Origin of the sequence: Klebsiella sp. RIT-PI-d, from assembly GCF_001187865.1 — a bacterium.
GTDB lineage: Bacteria > Pseudomonadota > Gammaproteobacteria > Enterobacterales > Enterobacteriaceae > Superficieibacter.
In genome coordinates, this window is record NZ_LGIT01000009.1 from 472,903 (window position 1) to 488,471 (window position 15,569).

A 15,569-nucleotide genomic window follows, 5' to 3' on the forward strand; every position below is an offset into this window, starting at 1 on the left:
TATATAACGATACTCACAGGAGTTAAAGATGGCACGTTCATGGGATTATACTTTTGCAGCAGCGTTAACACTGACAGTCACCGGTCACGCGCTGGCGGATGACGGTAAAGTTACCGTTTTTGCTGCCGCGTCTCTGACTAACGCGATGCAGGACATCGCGGCGGAATATAAAAAAGAAAAACATGTTGAGGTGGTTTCTTCCTTTGCTTCTTCTTCCACCCTGGCCCGGCAAATTGAAGCAGGCGCGCCTGCGGATCTGTTTATTTCTGCCGATCAGAAATGGATGGATTACGCCGCAGATAAAAAAGCCATCGATACGGCCAGCCGCAAGACGCTGCTGGGGAATAGTCTGGTTGTAGTTGCGCCTGAAACCAGCAAGCTTGATAACGTGGCGATTGATGCCAAAACAGACTGGACGCGTTTGCTGGACGGTGGGCGTCTGGCGGTAGGCGATCCTGACCACGTTCCGGCCGGCATTTATGCCAAAGAAGCGCTGCAAAAACTGGGCGCGTGGGCGACGCTTTCGCCAAAAATGGCCCCGGCTGAAGATGTGCGCGGCGCGCTGGCGCTGGTGGAGCGCAATGAAGCGCCGCTGGGTATTGTCTACGGCTCTGATGCAGTGGCCAGTAAAGGGGTGAAAGTGGTCGGGACTTTCCCGGAAGATTCCCATCAAAAAGTGGAATATCCGCTGGCAATTATTGACGGACACAATAATGCGACCGTCAGCGCGTTTTACACTTATCTACAAGGCCCGCAGGCCTCGGCGATTTTTAAACGTTACGGATTTACCACGCAACAATGATACTGACCGATCCTGAATGGCAGGCCGTGCTGCTGAGCCTTAAAGTTTCTACTCTCGCGGTAGTATTCAGTTTGCCCTTTGGGATTTTTTTCGCCTGGCTGCTGGTACGACGCCACTTTCCGGGCAAGGCGCTGCTGGACAGCCTGCTTCACCTGCCGCTGGTGCTGCCGCCGGTGGTCGTGGGATATCTGCTGCTGGTAACCATGGGACGCCGCGGAGTCATCGGCGCGTGGCTTTATGACTGGTTTGGTCTGACCCTGGCGTTTAGCTGGCGGGGCGCGGTGCTGGCGGCGGCAGTGATGTCGTTCCCGCTGATGGTCCGCGCCATTCGCCTGGCGCTGGAAGGGGTAGACGTCAAGCTGGAGCAGGCGGCCTGTACCCTCGGCGCAGGGCGTTTGCGCGTGTTTTTTACGATCACCCTGCCGCTGATGCTGCCGGGTATTATTGCCGGTACCGTGCTGGCGTTTGCCCGTTCACTGGGTGAGTTTGGCGCCACTATCACCTTTGTTTCTAACATCCCCGGAGAGACGCGCACGCTACCCTCGGCCATGTACACGCTGATCCAGATGCCCGGAGGCGAAAGCGCCGCCGCTCGCCTGTGCATCATCTCCATTGTCCTGGCAATGATTTCTCTGCTTATTGCAGAATGGCTGGCGCGGATCAGCCGTGCGCGAACGGGAAAATAATTATGCTGGAACTTCATTTTACCCAGACGCTGGGCGATCATTGCCTGACGATTGATGAAACGCTGCCTGCGCAGGGGATCACCGCTGTTTTTGGCGTGTCGGGGGCCGGTAAGACCTCGCTGATCAATGCGATTAGCGGCCTGACGCGCCCGCAGCAGGGGCGCATTGTCCTCAATAATCGGGTGCTTAATGATGCGCAAAACGGCATTTGTCTGGCACCAAACAAGCGCCGCGTAGGCTACGTTTTTCAGGATGCGCGACTGTTTCCTCACTATAAGGTGCGCGGAAATTTGCGCTACGGGATGGCGAAAAGCATGTCCGGTCAGTTCGACAAACTGGTCGCGCTGTTGGGCATTGAGGCGCTGCTTGAGCGTCTGCCGGGAAGCTTGTCCGGCGGTGAAAAGCAGCGGGTGGCCATTGGTCGTGCGCTGTTAACCGCGCCGGAATTGCTGCTGCTGGATGAGCCGCTGGCCTCGCTCGACATTCCCCGCAAGCGTGAACTGCTGCCTTATCTGCAACGCCTGGCGCGGGAAATTCATATCCCGATGCTCTATGTCAGCCACTCGCTGGATGAGATCCTGCATCTTGCTGATAACGTGCTGGTGCTGGAAAGCGGACAGGTAAAAGCGTTTGGTCCGCTGGAAGACGTCTGGGGCAGTAGCGTAATGCATCCGTGGCTGCCGCAGGAGCAGCAGAGCAGCATCCTGAAAGTCAGCGTGCTGGAGCACCATCCACATTATGCAATGACCGCGCTGGCGCTGGGCGATCAGCATCTGTGGGTCAATAAAATCGACCGGCCGGTACAGTCCGCGCTGCGCATTCGTATTCAGGCTTCGGACGTCTCACTGGTGCTACAACCGCCGCAGCACACCAGCATCCGTAATATTCTGCGCGCCAAAGTGGCCCACTGTCTGGATGACAACGGTCAGGTCGAGGTAAAACTGGAGATTGGCAGCCGCACGCTGTGGGCACGGATCAGTCCGTGGGCCAGAGATGAACTGGGGATCAAACCCGGCCTGTGGCTTTATGCGCAAATCAAAAGCGTGTCGATAACCGCCTGATCACAGCAGGTGAGTATAAATAAACTGTGCGATGCTATCTTCGGTGTTTTCGCCGATCACCACGTTGGCTCGCGCTTTCACCTCATCAATGGCATTACCCATTGCCACGCCCGTGCCTGCCGCTTCCAGCATGCTGATATCGTTCTGATTGTCGCCAAATGCAATCACATCTTTCATTGACCCGCCCTGGGCCTCTACCCACCGGGTCAGGCGCTTGCCCTTGCTGTTACCCTGACGGGCCACGTCGACCTGATCCTGCCATGACCACTCGCACTCCAGCGCCAGTGTGTTGCTCACGTTGAGAGCAAAATCCTGAAGCTTGCGGGTGTTCTCATCGGTGAGGGCAAACTTCCATACCGCCTCAACCTCCTGTGCCGCCTGACGCAGCGAATCCACCTGGGCAAAGACCGGGCGCTGCGCTTCGGGCAGCGTTTGTGCCCATTTGCTCATGCGCATCACATGCCCGGTCGGGCGCTGATACAGCATGGCGTTATCAACGTACATCAGTCCATGAATGTCGTAGTCATCAAGCATGTCGATTAATTGCCGTGCTTTCGATACCGGCATAGGATCGGACTCAATCACTTTTTTAGCATGGTAGTCATACAGATAGGTGCCGTTACAACAGATAGCAGGTGTATCGAGGGCCAGCGCCTGATAGAAAGGATGTATGGCAACGTGATGTCGTCCGGTGACAATAATCAGCTGGTAGCCTGCCTCTTTCGCGCGCATCAGCGCGTCAAGAGAAGAGGGTAGAAAGGTTTTTTGCGGGGTCAATAATGTACCGTCTAAATCCAGGGCGATAACACGGAGGGTCATTCGATTTTCCTGTTGCAGAGTTAAGATAAGCGTCTGTTGTGATGGTACACCGCAGCGCGGACAGGATAAATAAGTTAAGCATTTACAGTCAAAAACGACTATCCTGGTTATTTACTTCCACTTTGTTGTAAAGAAAGGAGTATTCATGAGACAAACCGTTTATACCGCCAGCCCGGAAAGCCAGCAGATCCACGTCTGGAATCTTAATCCTGAAGGTACATTAACCCTGGTTCAGGTGGTTGACGTACCGGGCCAGGTTCAGCCGATGGTTGTAAGCCCGGATAAACGTTACCTTTACGTTGGCGTACGTCCTGAGTTTCGCGTCCTGGCCTATCGCATTGCGGCGGACAACGGCGCGCTGACCTTTGCGGCGCAGACCGCCTTACCGGGAAGCCCGACGCATATCTCTACCGACCACAGCGGCCGTTTCATTTTTAGCGCATCTTATAATGCGGGAAGTGTGAGCGTAGTCCGTGTGGAAGATGGCCTGCCGGTCGGGACCGTTGACGTGGTTGAGGGACTAGAAGGCTGTCATTCAGCGAACATTTCTCCGGACAATCGCACACTGTGGGTGCCTGCCCTCAAGCAGGATCGTATCTGCCTATTTACGCTCAGTGATGACGGTAAACTGGTCGCTCAAACGCCGGAAGATGTTAAAACGGTTGAAGGGGCCGGACCCCGCCATATGGCATTCCATTCGAATCAACAGTACGCTTATTGCGTCAATGAGCTTAACAGCTCGGTCGATGTCTGGCAGATAAGCAACGCCCATCAGCAGGTAGAATGCATTCAGACGCTGGATATGATGCCTGAAGGCTTTGCCGACACGCGCTGGGCGGCGGATATCCATATTACGCCGGATGGACGTCATCTTTACACCTGCGATCGCACCTCAAGTACCATCACTATTTTTAGCGTTTCCGAAGATGGTAGCGTGCTGGCCGTTGAAGGCCATCAGCCAACCGAAGCGCAGCCGCGTGGTTTCAACCTCGATCACAGCGGGAAATATCTCGTGGCGGCGGGGCAGAAATCCCACCATATTGCGCTGTATGAAATCCAGGGTAAGCAAGGGCTGCTGGAAGAAAAAGGCCGCTATGCCGTGGGACAAGGTCCGATGTGGGTAGTGATTAACGCCTGTTGACAGCAATAAAAAAACCTCGCAGTAGCGAGGTTTTTTATTTCACCGCTGAGCGATTACTGCTTCGCCTCTACTACAATCTGACTGCCCACGCCGCGGTTATTAAATTCCCACATGCGGTTGAACTGGCTGTCATTTAGATCGCGCTGGATCTCGCCTTTTTCATTTTGCGTCCCGGTATTTCCGCTAAATGGACGTTTAGACAGGGCCGCATCGGCCCACGGATGCGCCATATTAAAGCCCTGATTGATCACGCTGTCGCGGATCACCACCTGACCATTCACATTGCTGCCTGCATCCAGCGAGCGTCCAAGCTGCGCGACGCCGTCACCGGCGGCGTTAAAACGGCTGTTGGTAGCGAGGAATCCGTAGTAGACGTTAGACAGTGTTGCCGGTGCGAATACGTAGCCTTCCTGCTGAGTGCGGGAATTCACGATCCGGAAATCAGTATTGTCGAACACCACTGCACCACGACCGGAAACCAGGTCGACATCACCTTCAACATAGCTGTTGGTGACAAGCGTACGGGTCTGACGATCGTTTTGCAGCGCATTCTGGATGCCGCTGTTGGTCACGAAAAACGTATTCTGGCGGCCCAGGATGTTGACGTTATTGATCTGTACCTGGTCGCCGTCGCTGCGCAGCGCCACGGCCTGGTGGGTTCCGGCATCAACGCTGTCACCCAGATTATTTTCAATGGTCAGGTTTTGTAATTGCAGACCATTATTCTGTGACCACATGACGGCGGAACACATCACGCCAACCGTTGCCGCGCGTTTGCTCTGGCATTTATCGAACATGTACCACGCAGGTTTACCCGGCATATATTTACCCGACGGATTGACCAGACGACGCCAGGCGGCCGGATCGATTTCCGAGTCAATTGCAGCGCTGATTTTTACATCAATCGCTTTATCGCCGGTGCCGTACAGGGTAAAGCTGCTGGAAGAGATCGGAATAAATACGGTACCCACGTACTCACCGGGCATGATCGCGATGTACTGACGATTGCTGGTGTGACGTGCAATAGCGGCATCCACGGCGGCCTGGATAGTCGTATGGGTTACGCCCGCTGTACCCGCTGGTCCCACGACGAAATCAGGCTCGGCCGGTAAGCGAATTGCTGAAGGTTTCCACGGTGCCGCTTTTGGATCCAGAGACAGAAAATAGCTTTCTGCAACAAAGTTCTTCGCTTCTCCCGCCGTCAATACTGGACGTGCGGCAGTGCCGGGCGCGGCCTGAGTGGAAGGCTGCTCATCGGCAGGGGTAGAGCTACAGGCGGTCAGCGTCGCGCCCATAAGCAGTGCCAGAGTCAGGCGGGAAACCGAAAATGTGTTCAAAAGATGCTCCAGACTTTTTAGGGTTAAGGGTCGTCAAAGCCTGCTGTTTTATACTAAGTTGAGCGAAACGGGAAGCCAAATTACGCAAAAAATACAATGACGAGCGGGGATTTACACAGGCGGGAAGATCGAGAGCGTCCTCCCGCCAGCTAAGCGTTAATCATCAAGGATGTAACGATAACCCTTTTATCACTTTATCGACGGCTTTTTTCGGCCCGCGCAGCGCCAGACCCAACAGATTCATTGCATTAACGTCTTCCTGCTGGATAGCCTGTAACAGCGCTTCATCGTTACTTAGCGTAGTGCTAAATGCGGTTTCAATCAGGGAAATATTCGCCAGTCCGCGCAGCGCCAGCCTGGCGGAAAGCCACGCCTGCGGCAGGTACAGCATGGAGTAGGTGAACCCTTCCGCCTGCGGCGCGTGTCCGTCGTGAACTGCGCCAGGCTCAATCAGGATAGCGCCTCCCGGATGGCTGGTGTGCAGCGCGCGATGACAACGAAAACGCTGCACGCCCTGATGGGTAAAACCCACCAGAACTTCATCATGATCGTGTGGGTCATAAGCATGGCCACTAAAATGGGCGCTAACGCTTTCAATACCGCTTTCACTCTCACGGCGAAAATCGATCCAGTCGCGGCCTTTAATGTCGCTCATCGTTGCCCGTTAATCGCCTCAGATATACCAGGTCGTAAGCGATGCACTACCGAGCGTATGAAAGTGGACGTTGAAACCGACCATTGCGCCGCTGGCACCTTCATCGACCTCAATATGATCCACATTTAAGGCGTGGACAGTAAAAATATAGCGATGAGATTCACCTTTTGGCGGCGCTGCGCCGTTGTAGCCGGTTTTACCGAAATCGGTACGGGTCTGGATTGCGCCATCCGGCAGAGAGGCCAGGCCGGAGCCGGAGCCTTGCGGCAGCACGCGGGTGTCTGCCGGCAGATTGGCCACCACCCAGTGCCACCAGCCGGAGCCGGTCGGCGCATCGGGATCGTAGCAGGTGACAACAAAGCTTTTCGTTCCCGCCGGGACGTCATCCCAGGCAAGATGAGGAGAGATATTATCGCCTTCATAACCCATGCCGTTAAAAACATAGCGGTTATGTAATTTGTCACCATCCTGAAAATCTTTACTCAGTAATTTCATGGGGGCTCCTTCTGGCCTGCGCTGATATTCTGTGTGAAAGTGTAGCACTGCGCCAGTCAACGCTAAAACCGTTTCATAGGGCAAACTCTGCCGCCGGGCATGTTTACCCGCAGACGATCGGTTATCAGTGGTTGAAAAGACTATCGTCCTGCACCGCCAGATTCACCGCCCGGGTTAACCGTGTCAGCTGTTCCCGGCTGATGGGATAAGGGGGCATCAGATAAATCAGCTTGCCGAAAGGACGGATCCACACCTGCTGTTCCACGAAGAAGCGCTGTAACGCCGCCATATTCACCGGTCGCGTGGTCTCAACGACGCCGATTGCGCCGAGCACCCGGACATCGGCCACTTGTGCAGACGTGCGGGCGGGCGCCAGCTCCTCTTTCAACTGGGCCTCAATGCGCGCCACCTGCGCCTGCCAGTCGTTTTCCTCCAGCAGCGCAAGACTTTCTGCTGCCACCGCGCAGGCCAGTGGATTGCCCATAAACGTCGGGCCATGCATAAAACAGCCTGCCTCGCCGTTGCTAATGGTTTCCGCCACCGGGCGAGTCGTCAGCGTAGCCGACAGGGTCATCGTGCCGCCGGTAAGTGCTTTCCCGAGGCAGAGAATGTCAGCGGTAATGCCCGCATGTTCACAGGCGAACAGTTTACCGGTCCGGCCGAAGCCGGTGGCAATTTCATCTGCAATCAGCAAAATCCCTTCACGGTCACACATTTTGCGGATACGGCGCAGCCATTCAGGATGATACATCCGCATTCCGCCCGCGCCCTGTACCACGGGTTCGAGGATCACCGCTGCGATTTCATCGCGGTGTGCGGCCATCAGACGAGCAAACGCCACCATATCCCGCTCGTCCCAGTCACCGTCAAAGCGGCTTTGCGGCGCCGGGGCAAACAGATGCTGCGGCAAATAGCCCTGCCACAGGCTGTGCATCGAATTCTGCGGATCGCAAACTGACATCGCCCCGAAGGTATCGCCGTGGTAGCCGTTACGAAAGGTCAGAAAGCGCTGACGCGGTTGGCCTTTGGCATGCCAGTACTGTAGCGCCATTTTCATGGCCACTTCGACGGCGACCGAGCCAGAATCTGCGAGGAACACGCACTCCAGCGGTTCGGGCGTCATCGCCACCAGCTTCCGGCACAGCGCCACTGCTGAAGGATGGGTAATGCCGCCAAACATCACATGAGACATCTGGTCAATCTGGGTATGCAGCGCCGCGTTGAGGCGCGGATGGTTATAGCCGTGGATTGCAGCCCACCAGGATGACATCCCGTCAACCAGGCGCTCGCCGCTGGCAAGCTGTAATTCACAGCCCCCGGCGCTGACAATTGGGTAGACCGGCAGTGGCGCGGTCATGGAGGTGTAGGGATGCCAGATATGGCGTTTATCGAAGGCGAGATCGTCCGGGGTCATAATCGACTTGTAAACCATTTGAAAAAGTTTTAGGTTTACGAGTCTACACCGAAGTCATAATTAACTAAACCTTTTTGGAGAGGCCAGATGGCTCACCATTCGCGCTGGAAAATGTCGCAAGTTACTGAACTATTTAATAAACCGCTGCTTGAACTGCTGTTCGAGGCACAACAAATCCATCGTCAGCATTTTGACCCACAGCAGGTGCAGGTCAGTACGTTGCTGTCGATCAAAACGGGAGCCTGCCCGGAGGACTGTAAATATTGTCCGCAGAGCTCGCGCTATAAAACGGGTCTTGAATCTGAACGGCTCATGGAAGTGGAGCAGGTGCTGGAGTCCGCGCGCAAGGCCAAACGGGCAGGCTCTACCCGTTTTTGTATGGGCGCGGCGTGGAAAAATCCGCATGAACGTGACATGCCTTACCTGGAGCAGATGGTGCAGGGTGTTAAAGAGATGGGGCTTGAAGCCTGCATGACCCTCGGCACGCTCGATGAAACCCAGGCGCAGCGGCTGGCCTCGGCCGGGCTGGATTACTATAACCATAACCTCGATACCTCCCCGGAATTCTACGGCAACATCATCACCACGCGCACCTATCAGGAGCGTCTTGATACGCTGGGAAAAGTTCGCGATGCCGGGATCAAAGTGTGCTCTGGCGGGATTGTCGGGCTGGGTGAAACGGTCAACGACCGCGCCGGATTACTGCTGCAACTGGCGAATTTGCCGACGCCGCCGGAAAGCGTGCCTATCAACATGCTGGTGAAGGTCAAAGGCACGCCGCTGGCGGATAATGACGATGTCGATGCGTTTGATTTTATCCGCACCATCGCCGTGGCGCGGATCATGATGCCGACCTCGCACGTTCGCCTCTCCGCAGGTCGCGAACAGATGAATGAGCAGACGCAGGCGATGTGCTTTATGGCCGGGGCAAACTCGATTTTCTACGGCTGCAAACTGCTGACGACCGCAAATCCGGAAGAAGATAAGGATCTCCAGCTCTTTCGCAAACTGGGGTTGAACCCGCAGCAGACTCAGGTGCTGGAAGGGGATAACGAACAGCAGCAGCGTCTGGAGCAGGTGCTGCGTACCCCGGACACCGACGTGTATTACAACGCGGCGACAGTATGAGCTGGGAGCAGCGGATCGCGCGCGAACTGGACGACCGCCGGGCGGCCAGCGCCCTGCGCAGCCGTCAGGTTGTCGGGCAGGGGGCCGGACGCTGGCTGAGCGCTGACGGTAAGCGCTACCTGAATTTTTCCAGCAATGACTATCTTGGGCTAAGCCAGCATCCGGCGGTTATTGCCGCCTGGCAGGAGGGCGCAGCCCGTTTCGGCGTTGGCAGCGGCGGCTCGGGTCACGTCAGCGGTTATACCTGTGCGCATCAGCAGCTTGAGGAGATGCTGGCCGGGTGGCTGGGATATTCACGCGCGCTGCTGTTCATCTCCGGCTTTGCCGCGAATCAGGCGGTCATTACGGCGCTGGCCGGTAAAGACGATCGCATTATCGCCGATCGGCTGAGTCATGCCTCACTGCTGGAAGCGGCAAGCCTTAGCCCGGCACAATTGCGCCGCTTCCATCATAACGATCCGCTTCATGTACGCACGCTACTGGCGAAGCCCCTGCGCGGACAACAGCTGGTGGTGACGGAAGGTATTTTCAGCATGGATGGCGACAGCGCTCCGCTTGCCGATATCCATCGTGCCGCGCATGAGGCCGGGGCGTGGCTGATGGTGGATGATGCCCACGGTATCGCGGTCAGCGGCCATGAGGGGCGCGGCAGTTGCGATGTGCAACAGGTGCAGCCGGATCTGCTGATTGTGACCTTCGGCAAAGGCGTTGGCATTAGTGGTGCCGCGGTCTTATGCAGCGACATGGTGGCCGGGTATCTGCTGCAATTTGCCCGCCATCTGATTTACAGCACCTCGATGCCTCCCGCGCAGGCGATGGCGCTTCAGGCGGCGCTAGAGGTTATCCGCAGCGACGAAGGCCAGCAGCAGCGCGAAAAGCTTCAGCAGCATATCGCGCTTTTTCGCCGTGGCGCGGATGCGCTAAGCGTCGTTATGACTGACTCTGCCAGTGCCATCCAGCCGCTGATTGTCGGTGATAATGCGCGGGCATTACACATGGCTGGCGCACTTCGCGAGCAGGGATGCTGGGTAACAGCGATCCGCCCCCCCACGGTGCCTGAAGGTACGGCCCGATTGCGTTTAACCCTGACGGCGGCGCACAGCGCGGAAGACATCACACGATTACTGGAGGTGTTGCATGCCATCGGTGAATAAACAGGCGGTTGCCGCCACCTTTGGCCGTGCCGCTGCCGTCTACCAGCAGCATGATGAACTCCAGCGACAAAGCGCCGCCGCGCTGTTATCTGCCTTGCCTGAACAGCCGTTTCCACACGTGCTTGATGCCGGATGCGGACCGGGCGCGATGAGCCGCTACTGGCGCGGGCGCGGCAGTCAGGTTACCGCGCTGGATCTCTCCGCGCAGATGCTGGCTGAAGCGCAGCAGCAGGAAACTGCCCATCACTATGTGCTGGCCGATATTGAGGCGATCCCGCTGGCGCAGGCACAATTTGATCTTACGTGGAGTAATCTCGCCGTACAGTGGTGTGAGCACTTGCCGACGGCTATTGCAGAGCTGTATCGCGTCACGCGTCCCGGCGGCTATGTGGCTTTTACCACGCTGGTGAGCGGCTCGCTGCCTGAAGTGACTCAGGCCTGGCAGGCGGTTGACGGCGGCAGGCACGTGAATCGCTTTCTGACCCGCGAGGCTATTCACGAGGCATTATCCGGCTGGCGCTATCGTGCTCATGAGCCGTCAATCAGCCTGTCGTTCCCGGATGCGCTTAGCGCCATGCGCTCGCTCAAAGGCACTGGTGCAAGCCATCTGCATGACGGGCGGACACATCGGCCGCTGACCCGCAGCCAGCTGCGCGAGCTTCAACTGGCGTGGCCGCAACACCAGGGGCATTGTCCACTGACCTATCATCTTTTTGCAGGAATTATTCAACGTGACTAACCGATTTTTCGTCACCGGCACCGACACTGAAGTCGGTAAAACCGTGGCCAGTTGTGCGCTGCTTCAGGCCGCGCGACGGCAGGGCACGATTGTCGCCGGGTATAAACCTGTTGCATCCGGCAGCGACACCACTGCTGAAGGTTTACGTAACAGTGATGCGCTGGCGCTTCAGCGCAACAGCAGCCTGCCGCTGGGCTATCATCAGGTGAATCCCTATACCTTTGCCGAACCGACGTCGCCGCACATTGTCAGCGCTGATGAGAGACGCCCTGTTGAAGCTGCAGTCCTCTCTGCCGGACTCCGGCAGCTTGAAACGCTGGCTGAATGGGTACTGGTCGAAGGGGCGGGGGGCTGGTTTACGCCGCTGTCATCGACACTCACCTTTGCCGACTGGGTAAAAACGGAGAAATTGCCGGTTATCCTGGTGGTCGGCATAAAACTGGGGTGTATTAACCACGCCATGCTGACCGCGCTGGCTATTCAGCAGGCAGGATTAACGTTCGCAGGCTGGATCGCCAACGATATTATCCCGCCGGGTCGTCGCCATCAGGAGTATCTCGCCACCCTCAGGCGCGTATTACCTGCGCCATTGTTGGGCGAGATCCCTTTTCTCGATGCTCCCCCGCAAGCATGCGATCTCGGGCAGTATCTTGATCTTAGCGCGCTGGTACCGGCGTCATCCACTGCGTGAAAAGTTGCTGGTCAAGCTGATTAACTTGTCCCTGCGCAACGTTACGGCCCTGGTGCAGCAGAAAAAAACGATCTGAAACGTGATGGATAAACGACAAATGCTGTTCTGCCAGCAGGATCGTTAACCCCAGTTCGCGTTTCAGGCGCAGGATAATCTCGCCCAGCTTATGTAAAAATGCCTGGCCCGCGCCGCGCGTAGGTTCATCAAGGATCAACAGCCGGGGCCGGGCGATTAGCGCATTTGCCAGTGCCAGCTGATACTGATTATCGTCTGACAAGGTGGCGGCCTTCGCCTGACGCAGCGTGCACAGCTCCGGGAATAAATCATATATTGTACTTTTGACCTCGCCATCGCCACTGGCAGCATGGGCAATATGCAGATTCTCCTCCACGGTCAACTGCGAGAAAATGCGCCGGTCCTGGGGGACATAGCCAATCCCCAGTGCACTACGATTCAGCGCCGAAAGCGGCAGCAGATCGCAGGGCGGCGCATTATTACCGTGCCAGACAATACTCCCGCTCTCGACCGGTAAAAAGCCGGTGATACAATTAAACAGCGTAGACTTTCCCATACCAGGTAGCCCCACTACGCTGGTACATTTTCCCGCCTGTAGCTCAAGCGTAATATTCCACAGCGTATGCTGACTGCCATAAAAATGATTCACAGCGCGCAGACTCAACATCGGTATCTCCTCAATTCAGCACCTGCAGTTCGACAGGCTGATGCTGCAAAAGGCTTGCCAGAGACAGTAGAATCGGTAAAAAAGATGCTTATTTCAGATAGCGCCTGAGATTAATACGCAAATGGTGCATCCTGCTATTGCCCACTGCACGTTGTCGGTGCCAGCGCAGTAAGATGTAGTGCAAAAGCCAGGCGGTAAAGTGCGTTTTATCAGCGCTCTTTAATCGCGAATCGGTAAAAAAAAGCAGTAAATATTTTTTATTCACGCAACTTACCCGCCGCTTCGTTTTTTGCCAGGGAGCGGCGGCAAAGGGCTGGCGTGAGTTATCCACTATTCCTGTGGATAACCTTGTGTATTAGAGTTAGAAAAGATGCGGTAAACGAGTAAATACGCGGCCTGCGCCTGAATTGGCGGCAAACGCGGCTTTTATAATATTTACATAAAATACAAACAGTTAAATAAAAGCAAGCGGTGCAAGAAAAGTGTCATCTGTTGCCATTAAACCGTCATGACGTTACTTGACAAAGTTAATAAACGAATTTTTCTGGGGATAACCCGTTTCAGGTGGCATTTTCCCGGCCTGGCGCTACGCTTTTGCTGATGTTTACATCAATAACGGGGAGAATTTTACGCTTACTGTTTTTTTATCCAGTATTAGCTGTTGGCAAAATCACCAGCGGCGCGTAAAATTATGCTCCTGCCCGCTTCATTCCTTTCAGGTAGCCATTAATGAGTAAACCGTTCAAACTGAATTCCGCATTTCGTCCATCTGGCGATCAGCCTGAGGCGATTCGTCGTCTTAAAATAGGTCTTGAAGATGGCCTGGCCCATCAGACGCTGCTTGGCGTAACCGGGTCAGGGAAGACGTTTACCGTCGCGAATGTCATTGCCGATCTTCAGCGGCCAACCATGGTGCTGGCGCCTAACAAAACGCTGGCAGCGCAGCTGTACGGCGAAATGAAAGAGTTCTTCCCGGATAACGCCGTAGAGTATTTCGTCTCCTACTACGACTATTACCAGCCGGAAGCGTATGTCCCCAGTTCCGACACCTTCATTGAGAAAGACGCGTCGGTCAACGAGCATATCGAGCAAATGCGTCTGTCGGCTACCAAAGCGCTGCTGGAGCGTCGGGATGTCGTCGTGGTGGCGTCCGTTTCGGCAATTTACGGCCTGGGCGACCCCGATTTGTACCTGAAAATGATGCTGCACTTATCCATCGGCATGATCATTAATCAGCGCGATATCCTGCGCCGCCTGGCAGAGCTGCAATACGCCCGCAACGATCAGGCGTTCCAGCGCGGAACGTTTCGCGTGCGCGGAGAGGTGATTGATATTTTCCCGGCAGAGTCTGACGATACGGCGCTGCGCGTTGAGTTATTTGACGAAGAAGTCGAACGCCTGTCGTTATTCGATCCGCTTACCGGACACATTGAATCCACCATTCAGCGTTTTACCGTCTATCCCAAAACGCACTACGTCACGCCGCGCGAACGTATTGTGCAGGCGATGGAAGACATCAAAGTTGAGCTGGCTGACCGGCGCAAAACGCTGATGGCGAACAACAAGTTACTTGAAGAACAGCGTATTACCCAGCGCACTCAGTTCGACCTCGAAATGATGAACGAACTGGGCTACTGCTCCGGTATCGAAAACTACTCGCGCTATCTTTCCGCGCGTGGGCCGGGTGAAGCGCCGCCGACGCTGTTCGACTATTTGCCCGCCGACGGTCTGCTGGTTATCGATGAGTCGCACGTGACTATTCCACAAATTGGAGGCATGTATCGTGGCGACCGGGCGCGTAAAGAGACCCTGGTGGAATATGGTTTTCGCCTGCCGTCGGCGCTGGATAACCGTCCGATGAAGTTTGAAGAGTTTGAAGGCCTGGCGCCACAAACCATTTACGTTTCCGCGACGCCGGGCAAGTATGAGCTGGAAAAGTCGGGTGACGACATTGTCGATCAAGTCGTTCGTCCTACCGGCCTTCTGGACCCCATTATTGAAGTGCGTCCGGTCGGCACCCAGGTGGACGATTTGCTCTCGGAAATCCGCGCGCGGGTAGCCATAAATGAGCGCGTTCTGGTAACCACCCTGACCAAACGTATGGCGGAAGACTTAACCGAATATCTGACCGAACACGGCGAGAAGGTTCGCTATCTCCACTCGGACATCGACACTGTGGAGCGTATGGAGATCATTCGCGACCTGCGCCTCGGTGAGTTTGACGTGCTGGTCGGTATCAACCTGCTGCGAGAGGGGCTGGATATGCCGGAAGTTTCGCTGGTCGCTATCCTTGATGCCGACAAAGAAGGCTTCCTGCGTTCCGAGCGTTCACTTATCCAGACCATTGGTCGTGCGGCACGTAACATCAACGGTAAAGCGATTCTGTACGGCGATAAGATCACGGCGTCGATGGAAAAAGCGATCGGTGAAACGGAGCGTCGCCGCGAGAAGCAGCAGCAGTACAACGAAGAACATGGCATTGTGCCGCAGGGCCTGAATAAGAAAGTCGTCGACATCCTGGCGCTGGGTGAGAACATTGCGAAGACCAAAGCCAAAGGCCGTGGTAAAGCGCGTCATCCGGTTGAGGACGATGCCGCACTGCCGCTGACGCCGAAAGCGCTACAGCAGAAAATTCACGAGCTGGAAGCGAAGATGATGCAGCACGCCCGGGATCTTGAATTTGAGGAAGCCGCACAAACGCGCGATCAGCTTCACCAGTTACGCGATCTGTTCATCGCGGCATCCTAGTGGAATAACGACCGGGA

At 55.7% G+C, this 15,569-nt stretch carries 14 protein-coding genes and 1 pseudogene; 9 read left to right on the top strand and 6 right to left on the bottom strand.

Annotation, left to right across the window (positions count from 1 at the left end):
- Positions 1-28: 28 nt before the first annotated feature.
- From modA to modC, 3 genes are read left to right on the top strand one after another with little or no spacing between them, the layout of a single operon-like run.
- A complete protein-coding gene (gene modA / locus AC791_RS08845; protein ID WP_049840087.1) occupies positions 29-802 on the top strand; it encodes a molybdate ABC transporter substrate-binding protein in 774 nt (257 codons plus the stop codon).
- Positions 799-1,488 (top strand): molybdate ABC transporter permease subunit, encoded by a 690-nt coding sequence (gene modB, locus AC791_RS08850; protein WP_049840088.1) that lies wholly within the window; start codon positions 799-801, stop codon positions 1,486-1,488. The genes modA and modB overlap by 4 nt, the downstream gene beginning before the upstream one ends.
- A gap of 2 nt (positions 1,489-1,490) precedes the next feature.
- Entirely contained in the window at positions 1,491-2,549 is a 1,059-nt protein-coding gene (modC, locus tag AC791_RS08855; protein ID WP_049840089.1) for a molybdenum ABC transporter ATP-binding protein ModC, read from the top strand.
- Here the strand turns inward: modC and AC791_RS08860 are convergent, their stop codons facing one another.
- Positions 2,550-3,368: a pyridoxal phosphatase gene (locus AC791_RS08860; protein ID WP_049840090.1), complete on the bottom strand. Its 819-nt coding sequence runs from the start codon at positions 3,366-3,368 to the stop codon at positions 2,550-2,552.
- 145 nt (positions 3,369-3,513) lie between these two features.
- Between AC791_RS08860 and pgl the strand changes: the two genes are divergently transcribed.
- Entirely contained in the window at positions 3,514-4,509 is a 996-nt protein-coding gene (gene pgl / locus AC791_RS08865) for a 6-phosphogluconolactonase (protein WP_049840091.1), read from the top strand.
- Positions 4,510-4,562: 53 nt separating this feature from the next.
- On the opposite strand, the gene AC791_RS08870 is transcribed toward pgl, so the two are convergent.
- The 4 genes and pseudogenes from AC791_RS08870 to bioA form a co-directional block, all read right to left on the bottom strand.
- Complete coding sequence (locus tag AC791_RS08870; RefSeq protein ID WP_049840092.1) at positions 4,563-5,846, bottom strand: putative acyl-CoA thioester hydrolase; 1,284 nt, start codon at positions 5,844-5,846, stop codon at positions 4,563-4,565.
- A 169-nt stretch (positions 5,847-6,015) separates the two neighbouring features.
- A pseudogene (locus tag AC791_RS08875) lies at positions 6,016-6,501 on the bottom strand (AraC family ligand binding domain-containing protein); the annotation flags it as partial.
- 18 nt (positions 6,502-6,519) lie between these two features.
- Positions 6,520-6,996 (bottom strand): kinase inhibitor, encoded by a 477-nt coding sequence (locus AC791_RS08880; protein ID WP_049840093.1) that lies wholly within the window; start codon positions 6,994-6,996, stop codon positions 6,520-6,522.
- Positions 6,997-7,120: 124 nt separating this feature from the next.
- The gene (gene bioA, locus AC791_RS08885) at positions 7,121-8,410 is read right to left on the bottom strand and encodes an adenosylmethionine--8-amino-7-oxononanoate transaminase (protein ID WP_049840094.1); all 1,290 of its coding nucleotides are present in this window, start codon (positions 8,408-8,410) and stop codon (positions 7,121-7,123) included.
- A gap of 87 nt (positions 8,411-8,497) precedes the next feature.
- Between bioA and bioB the strand changes: the two genes are divergently transcribed.
- Genes bioB through bioD form a run of 4 tightly spaced genes read left to right on the top strand, consistent with a single transcriptional unit; the run spans position 8,498 to position 12,122 of the window.
- The gene (gene bioB / locus AC791_RS08890) at positions 8,498-9,538 is read left to right on the top strand and encodes a biotin synthase BioB (RefSeq protein ID WP_049840095.1); all 1,041 of its coding nucleotides are present in this window, start codon (positions 8,498-8,500) and stop codon (positions 9,536-9,538) included.
- Positions 9,535-10,692, top strand: coding sequence for an 8-amino-7-oxononanoate synthase (gene bioF, locus AC791_RS08895; RefSeq protein ID WP_049840096.1), 1,158 nt, complete (start codon positions 9,535-9,537; stop codon positions 10,690-10,692). The genes bioB and bioF overlap by 4 nt, the downstream gene beginning before the upstream one ends.
- Positions 10,676-11,431: a malonyl-ACP O-methyltransferase BioC gene (gene bioC, locus AC791_RS08900; protein ID WP_049840097.1), complete on the top strand. Its 756-nt coding sequence runs from the start codon at positions 10,676-10,678 to the stop codon at positions 11,429-11,431. The genes bioF and bioC overlap by 17 nt, the downstream gene beginning before the upstream one ends.
- Complete coding sequence (bioD, locus tag AC791_RS08905) at positions 11,424-12,122, top strand: dethiobiotin synthase (RefSeq protein WP_049840098.1); 699 nt, start codon at positions 11,424-11,426, stop codon at positions 12,120-12,122. Before bioC ends, bioD begins: the two co-directional genes overlap by 8 nt.
- Here bioD and AC791_RS08910 read toward each other — a convergent pair.
- Entirely contained in the window at positions 12,088-12,804 is a 717-nt protein-coding gene (locus AC791_RS08910) for an ABC transporter ATP-binding protein (RefSeq protein WP_049840099.1), read from the bottom strand. The two genes, bioD and AC791_RS08910, sit on opposite strands and share 35 nt — an antisense overlap.
- A 729-nt stretch (positions 12,805-13,533) precedes the next feature.
- Between AC791_RS08910 and uvrB the strand changes: the two genes are divergently transcribed.
- Positions 13,534-15,552, top strand: a complete 2,019-nt coding sequence (uvrB, locus tag AC791_RS08920) for an excinuclease ABC subunit UvrB (protein ID WP_049840101.1) — start codon at positions 13,534-13,536, stop codon at positions 15,550-15,552.
- Positions 15,553-15,569: the final 17 nt, after the last annotated feature.